This window comes from Streptomyces sp. NPDC041968, assembly GCF_055589025.1.
This window is the reverse complement of the sequence record NZ_JBVJCB010000028.1, coordinates 1-8,400: the sequence shown is the minus strand read 5'-3', so window position 1 is coordinate 8,400 and position 8,400 is coordinate 1. Positions and strand designations below refer to the sequence as shown.

At 74.5% G+C, this 8,400-nt stretch carries 2 protein-coding genes; both read left to right on the top strand.

Annotation, left to right across the window (positions count from 1 at the left end; translation table 11 throughout):
• The coding region (locus ACZ6EG_RS33935) for an SDR family NAD(P)-dependent oxidoreductase (protein ID WP_469610478.1) at positions 1-2,292 on the top strand (2,292 nt) is incomplete at its 5' end.
• Positions 2,293-2,296: 4 nt separating this feature from the next.
• The coding region (locus ACZ6EG_RS33930; protein WP_469610481.1) for a type I polyketide synthase at positions 2,297-8,400 on the top strand (6,104 nt) is incomplete at its 3' end.

The following is an 8,400-nucleotide window of genomic DNA, read 5'->3' as shown; positions in this document are numbered from 1 at the left end:
GCCCTGGGCGAGGCGTGGGTGGCGGGAGCCGGGGTCGACTGGTCCGCCGTCGTCCCCACCGGACGCCGCGTGGAACTGCCGGCCTACGCCTTCCAGCACGAGCGCTACTGGCTGGAGCCCGCGCCGACCACCCACGAGGCTGTCGTCGCCGACGCCGAGGAGGCCGCCTTCTGGGACGCCGTGGAACGCGGCGACCTGGCGGAACTCACCGGCACCCTGGAGCTGGAGTCCACCCGGGAACTCGGCGCGCTCCTGCCCGCGCTCTCCTCCTGGCGCACCCGACGCCGTCAGGACACCACCATCGACACCTGGCGCTACCGGATCGAGTGGTCCCCGCTGACCGGACTCCCCGCCACCACCCCGCTCACCGGTACCTGGCTGGTCGTCGCCCCCCTCGCCTGCGAACTGACGAAGTGGGCCACCACCGCCCTGCGCGCCGCCGGGGCCGGCGTCCTGGAGTACGAAGTCGACGACGACCACACTCCGGACCGCGACACCCTCGCCGCACGCCTGAAGGAGACCACCAGCCCCGGGGAACCCCTCTCCGGAGTCCTGTCGCTCATCGCCACGACCGACGGCGCGCTGCCGAGCACCACGGTGCCCGCCGGGGTCGCCGCCACCGTGACGCTGACCCAGGCGCTCGGTGACGCGGGCATCACCGCACCCCTGTGGACGCTGACCCACGGGGCGGTGTCCACCCACGAGGAGCCCGTCGACCGTCCCGCCCAGGCGGCGGTCTGGGGTGTCGGCCGGGTCGCCGCGCTCGAACACCCCGACCGCTGGGGCGGGCTGATCGACGTCCCTCCCGCTCCCGACAGCACCGCCGGCGACCTGCTGACCGCCGTCCTGGCCGGCGGCACCGGCGAGGACCAGGTCGCCGTCCGCGACCGCGGCATCCTTGCCCGCCGGCTCGTCCGCGCGCCTCAGGACACCGACACCACCCAGCCCGCACCGACTGCCTGGACCCCCACCGGAACGGTGCTGGTCACCGGCGGAACCGGGGCCGTCGGCGCCGAGGTCGCCCGCTGGCTGGCCGGCAGGGGCGCCCCCCATCTGCTGCTGGTCGGCCGACGCGGCGAAGCGGCGGACGGCGCGCCGGAGCTGGCGGCGGAGCTGACCGCCCTCGGCACGGAGGTCACCCTGGCCGCCTGCGACGTGACCGACCGGGACGCGCTGGCCGAGGTCCTGGCCGCGGTGCCGGCGAAGTGGCCGCTGACCGCGGTGCTGCACGCGGCCGGCGTCGACGGGGTGACCGCACTGGACGAGGTCGACGCGGACCATCTCGACACCGTGCTCGGCGCGAAGGTCACCGGTGCGCGCCTGCTGCACGAACTGACCCGGGAGGCGAACCTGGAGCGGTTCGTGGTCTTCTCCTCCGGCGCCGCCGTGTGGGGCGGCGGAGGGCAGGGCGCGTACGCCGCGGGCAACGCGTTCCTGGACGCCCTGGTACGCCACCGCCGCCAGGCCGGCCTGGCCGGGACCTCCGTGGCGTGGGGCTCCTGGGCCGGTGGCGGCCTCGCCGCGTCGGCGGGGGGCGACCGGCTGCGGCGGCTCGGGGTCGTCCCGATGGAGCCCGAACTGGCCGTACGGGCCCTGGCGGGCGCGATCGACCGGCACGAGGACGGTCTGGTCGTCGCCGACCTCGACTGGGACGTCTTCGGGCCGGCGTTCACCGCGAGCCGGCCGAGCCCGCTGATCGCCGCGCTGCAAGGGGACCGGACACCGGAAGCGGCCGACGAGCCGAGCGACGACGAGACCTCCGTACTGCTCGACCGGCTCTCCGCCGCACCGGCCAGACAGCGGCAGCAGATCCTGCTCGACCTGGTCCGCACCGAGGCCGCGGCGGTCCTGCGGTACCGGGACGGACGGGTCGTCGAGGCCGCGCACGCGTTCAAGGAACTCGGCTTCGACTCGCTCACCGCGGTCGAGCTGCGGAACCGGCTCAGCCGCACGACCGGGCTGCGGCTGCCGGTGAGCCTGGTCTTCAACCACCGCACCCCCACGGGGGTCGCCGCCTACCTCGGATCGGAACTCGGCGTCGCCGACCACGGACCGAGCGCCGACAAGACGCCCGCCGAGCCCGGCGAGGACGCCATCCGGAAGGCACTGGCGACCGTTCCGATCGCCCGCCTCCGCGCGGAGGGCCTGGTGGACACGCTGCTGCGACTGGCCGGCGACACCGACGAGCCGTCCACCCCGCCCACCCCGTCCACCGACGGCGACTCGATCGACGAACTGGACGCCGACGCGTTGATCGACATGGCGCTGAACGCCGACCGAGACGATGCCTGAGCCTGTGGAGAACTCGATGAACACTCGTAGCGACAAGGCCGTCGAGGCCCTCCGAGCCTCGCTCAAGGAAGTCGACCGGCTCCGTCGGCAGAACCGGGAGATGCGGCAGGCGGCCCGGGAACCCGTCGCCGTCGTCGCGATGAGCTGCCGGCTGCCCGGCGGCGTCACAGCGCCCGAGGATCTGTGGCAGCTGCTCGCGGACGGCACCGACGCGATCGTCGACTTCCCCGACGACCGCGGCTGGACCCAGACCGTGGCCGAGACCGGTGGCTACACCCGACGCGGCGGGTTCGTCCCGGACGCCGCCGAGTTCGACGCGACCCTGTTCGGGATCAACCCGCGTGAGGCGCTGGCGATGGACCCCCAGCAGCGGATGCTGCTGGAAGCGGCCTGGGAGGTCGCCGAACGGGCCGGCATCGATCCGCACTCACTGGCCGGCAGCGACACCGGCGTCTTCGTCGGCGCCTCACCGTCCGGGTACGACACGGTGGGCCGGATGCCCGAGTCAACCGTGGGCTACCAGCTGACCGGCAGCGCCAGCAGCGTCCTGTCCGGCCGGCTGTCCTACGTGCTCGGTCTGGAGGGCCCGGCGGTCACCGTCGACACCGCCTGCTCCTCGTCGCTGGTCGCCCTCCACCTGGCCGTCCAGGCGCTGCGGCAGGGCGAATGCGGCCGCGCGCTGGTCGGTGGCGTCGCCGTGATCACCACCCCGGCGGCGTTCACCGAGTTCGGCAAGCAGGGCGGGATGGCCTCCGACGGGCGGTGCAAGTCGTTCTCCGCCGAGGCCGACGGCACCGGCTGGAGCGAGGGGGTCGGCGTACTCCTGGTCGAACGCCTCTCCGACGCGCGCCGCAACGGCCACGACGTCCTCGCGGTCATCCGAGGCAGCGCGGTCAACCAGGACGGCGCGTCCAACGGCCTCACCGCACCCAACGGCCCCTCCCAGCAGCGCGTCATCCGCCAGGCACTCGCCAACGCCGGACTCACCACCGCCGACGTCGACGCGGTGGAGGCACACGGCACCGGCACGGCGCTCGGCGACCCGATCGAGCTGGAGGCGCTGCAGGACACCTACGGCAGGGACCGCACCGACGACCGCCCGCTGTGGCTCGGCTCGGCCAAGTCCAACCTCGGCCACACCCAGGCCGCCTCCGGCGTGGTCGGCGTCATCAAGAGCGTGTTGGCGCTGCGCAACGGCCTGCTGCCCCGCACCTTGCACGTCACCGTCCCCACGCCCCACGTCGTGTGGGAGGGCCGCGGAGTCCGCCTGCTCGCCGACGCCCGCCCGTGGCCCCGTACGGACGTGCCGCGGCGGATCGGTGTCTCCGCGTTCGGCGTCAGCGGCACCAACGCCCATCTGATCCTCGAGGAGGCGCCGGCCCCGCTCCCCGGCGACGAGCCGGCCGGGGAACCGGCGGACGCCGGCGCCGGCGCGCTGCCGGGCCCGCTGCTCTGGCCGGTGTCCGCGCAGACGCCCGACGCGCTGCGCGCCCAAGCGGAACGCCTCTGCGACCGGCTGTCGGAGCGCGCGGAGCGTCCCGCCGATGTGGCATGGTCGCTGGCCACGACCCGGGCCGCGTTGGCCCGGCGCGCCGTGGTCTTCGGCACCGACGAGGCAGAACTGCGCGACCACCTCGCGTCGTTGGCCTCCGGGCGCCCGGCCGGCGGTGCGGTCACGGGAACGGTCGACGAGGGCCGGACCGGGTTCCTCTTCACCGGACAGGGCGCGCAACGCGCCGGCATGGGGCGAGGGCTGTACGCGTCGTTCCCGGCGTTCGCCGAGGCCTTCGACGCCGTGTGCGCGGAGTTCGACCCGCGGCGTGACCGTCCGCTCAAGGACGTGGTGTTCACCGGTGGCACCGAGCTGGACCGGACCGAGTGGACGCAGGCCGGTCTGTTCGCCGTCGAGGTCGCGGCGTTCCGGTTGCTGGAGTCCTGGGGCGTCGCCCCGGATCTGCTGCTGGGGCACTCGATCGGTGAGGTGGCCGCCGCGCACTGCGCCGGCGTCCTCTCGCTCTCACACGCCTGCCGACTCGTCGAGGCGCGGGGCCGGCTGATGCAGGGCCTGCCCTCGGGCGGCGCGATGCTCGCGGTCGAGGCGACCGAGGCCGAGGTCGTCGAGGCGCTCGCCGGCCGGGCCGACATCGCCGCCGTCAACGGACCCTCGTCGGTGGTGGTCTCCGGCTCCGAGGAGACCATCGACGCGCTGGCCGCGCGCTGGGCGGGGGAGGGGCGCCGTACCCGCCGGCTGACGGTCTCGCACGCGTTCCACTCCGCGCTGATGGAGCCCATGCTGGCCGAGTTCGCCGCCGTTGTGGAGAAGCTGGACTTCGCCGACCCCGCCATCCCCGTGGTGTCCAACCTGACCGGCGAGGTGGCGGAGCCCGGACTGATGTCGGACCCGGGGTACTGGGTGCGGCAGGTGCGGCAGGCGGTCCGGTTCGCCGACGGGGTGGCACGCCTCCGGGACCAGGGCGTGTCCCGCTTCGTCGAGCTGGGCCCCGACGGGGTGCTCTGCGCCATGGCCCAGCAGACGGCCGCCGACGCCGTGTTCGCACCCGTGCTGCGCAAGGACCGGGACGACACCGCCACCGCGCTCACCGCACTGGCCCGGCTGTGGACCTCCGGCGCCGAGGTGGACTGGCGCTCGCTGCTCCCCGAGGGCCGCGGGGTCCAGCTGCCGACGTACGCCTTCCAGCGCGAGCGCTACTGGCCCGAGGCGCTGCCCGAGGCGGGCGCCGTCCAGCCGTCCACCTCACCGGACGAGGACCGGTTCTGGGAAGCGGTGGAACGAGCCGACCTCACCGAACTCACCGACACCCTCGGACTGCGCGACGACCCCGAGTCCCTGGCGAACCTCGTACCGGCGCTGTCGTCCTGGCGACGCTCCCTGCGCCAGGAGTCCCTCCTGGAATCCTGGCGCTACCAGGCCCGATGGAAGCCGCTCGCCCTCACCCCGGGCGGCTCCCTCACCGGGACCTGGCTGCTCGTCACCGCGGGCACCGGCGACGACGCCCAGGACGTGGCGAACACCCTCCGTGCCTCCGGCGCGCGGGTCGTCGCACTCACCCTCACCGCGGCCGACGACCGGGCCGTCCTCACCGAGCGGCTCACCGCGGCCGCCCCGGACGGCGTCGTGGTCGTCGCGGGCGGTACCACCCCACGGCCGGCGCAGCCCACCGACCTCGCGGCGCTGCTCCTGACCTACCAGGCCCTGGGCGACGCGGGGCAGGCCGCCCCGCTGTGGTGCCTGACCCGCGGCGCGGTGTCCACCGGGGACGACGATCCGCTGCTCCACCCGGAGCAGGCACCGTTGTGGGGCCTCGGCCGGGTCGCGGCCCTGGAGCACCCCACCACCTGGGGCGGACTGGTCGACCTGCCGGCCCACGGCGACGACACCGTCGGCGACGCGCTGGTCGCACTGCTCGGCGGCGCGGCCGGGGAGGACCAGGTCGCGCTCCGCGACGGACAGGCGTACGGCCGCCGGATCGTACGGGCGCCACTCCCGCGTGGATCCGCGCCCCGGTGGACGACCGACGGCACCGTACTGGTCACCGGGGGGACCGGAGGGCTCGGCGGCGAGGTGGCCCGATGGCTCGCCCGGCGCGGGGTGCCGCACCTGCTGCTGCTGAGCCGGCACGGCGCCGACGCACCCGGCGCGGAAGAACTCCGAGCCGAGCTGCACGCGTTGGGCTCCCGCGTGACCGTCGCCGGGTGCGACGTGGCCGACCGTGGGTCCCTCGCCGCCGCACTGGCCGCCGTACCCGCCGAGTTTCCGCTCACCGGAGTGGTGCACGCCGCCGGCGTCGGGACGCCGGGCCGGCTGCTGGACACCGACGAGGACGAGGTCGCCGAGGCGATGCGCGCCAAGGTCACCGGTGCGGCCCTGCTCGACGAACTCACCGACGACCTCGACCTGTTCGTCGTCTTCTCCTCCATCGCGGCGACCTGGGGCAGCGGCGGCCAGGGCGCCTACGCGGCCGGAAACGCCTTCCTCGACGCGCTGGTGGAGCACCGCAGGCACCGAGGTCTGACCGGAACCGCGATCGCCTGGGGGCCGTGGGCCGAGGTCGGCATGGCCGCCGACGACGAGGTCGCCGCGTTCCTGCGGCGCCGCGGCCTGTCGGTGATGGACCGTACGGTCGCTCTCCGGGCACTCGCGTGCGCCGTCGACCATGACGAGGCCACCGTGAGCGTCGCCGACGTCGACTGGAAGCTGTTCGCTCCGGCGTTCGTCTCCGCCCGCCCGAGCCCCCTGCTCGCCGAACTCCCCGACGCACAGGCCCCGGCCACGGTGACCACCGCCGAGGCCGACACCCCGTCCACCGCACTGCGCGACGCGCTCACCGCCGCCCCCGGGACCGAACGGCACCGGCTGCTCCTGGACGCGGTCCGCACGCACACCGCGCAGGTGCTGGGGCATACGAGCGTCGCCGTGGTGGAACCCCGTCGCGCCTTCCGCGACCTCGGGTTCGACTCGCTCACCGCCGTCGAACTGCGCAACCTGCTCACCTCCGAGACCGGGCTGCCCCTGCCGACCACCCTGGTCTTCGACCACCCGACGCCGCTCGCGTTGACCGACCACCTGCTCGGCCGGCTCTTCGGCGACACCTCCGCGGCCTCCGCCGCGCCCTCCCTCGGCACCCCCGCCGCTGCCGACGAACCCATCGCGATCGTCGGCATGAGCTGCCGCTACCCCGGCGGAGCCAACTCGGCCGAGCAACTGTGGGACGTGGTGGCCTCGGGCCGCGACGTCGTCACGGACTTCCCCACCGACCGTGGCTGGCCCGAGGACGGGGACGGCGACTACGCCTGCCGGGGCGGATTCGTCGACGGAGCGACGGAGTTCGACGCGGCGCTGTTCGGGATCTCGCCGCGTGAGGCGCTGGCGATGGACCCGCAGCAGCGGCTGCTGCTGGAGGCGTCCTGGGAGGCCTTCGAACACGCCGGCATCGACCCGCTCTCGCAGAACCACACCCGTACCGGCGTACTCATCGGCGCCGCGTCGTCCGGCTACGGCCTGGGCACCGACCTCTTCACCACCGCCGAGGGGCACGTGCTGGCGGGCGGATCCAACAGTGTGATCTCGGGCCGCGTGGCGTACTCCTTCGGCCTTGAGGGCCCCGCGGTGACGGTGGACACGGCCTGTTCGTCGTCGTTGGTGGCGTTGCACCTCGCGGTGCAGGCGCTGCGGGGCGGTGAGTGCGACAGGGCACTGGCCGGCGGTGTGACGGTGATGGCGGGGACGAGCATCTTCGCCGAGTTCAGCCGGCAGGGCGGGCTGGCGGGCGACGGGCGGTGCAAGGCGTTCGCGGAGGCCGCGGACGGCACCGGGTGGTCCGAGGGCGTGGGTGTGCTGGTGCTGGAGCGGCTGTCCGACGCCGTGCGCCAGGGACACGAGGTGCTGGCGGTGGTGCGGGGGAGTGCCGTCAACCAGGACGGTGCGTCGAACGGTCTGACGGCGCCCAATGGTCCCTCGCAGGAGCGGGTGATCCGGCAGGCGTTGGCCAACGCGCGTCTTGAGGCGTCGGACGTGGACGTGGTGGAGGCGCACGGGACCGGGACCAGGCTGGGCGACCCGATCGAGGCGCAGGCGCTGCTCGCGACGTACGGCCAAGGGCGCGATGAGGACACTCCGTTGTGGCTGGGTTCGGTCAAGTCGAACATCGGGCACACACAGGCCGCCGCCGGTGTGGCGGGCGTCATCAAGATGGTGCAGGCGCTGCGCTCCGGCACGGTTCCGGCGACGCTGCACGTGGATGAGCCGACTCAGCACGTGAACTGGACGACCGGTGCGGTGCGGCTGGCGGTCCAGTCGCGGGCGTGGCCCGAGACGGGACGCGCGCGCCGGGCGGGTGTGTCGTCGTTCGGGATGAGTGGCACCAACGCGCACGTGATCATCGAGCAGGCCGAGCCGGTGACGGCCCCGGCGCCGGAACCTTCGACCGGCTCCGCACGGGTGCCGCTGACCGTGTCGGCGAAGTCGGCAGCGGGTCTTGCGGCGCAGGCGGGCCGGTTGCGGGAGCTGGTCTCCGGTGCGTCCGGACCCGACCTGGTGGACGTGGGCTGGTCGCTGTTGTCGCGGGCGGGGTTGGAGCAGCGCGCGGT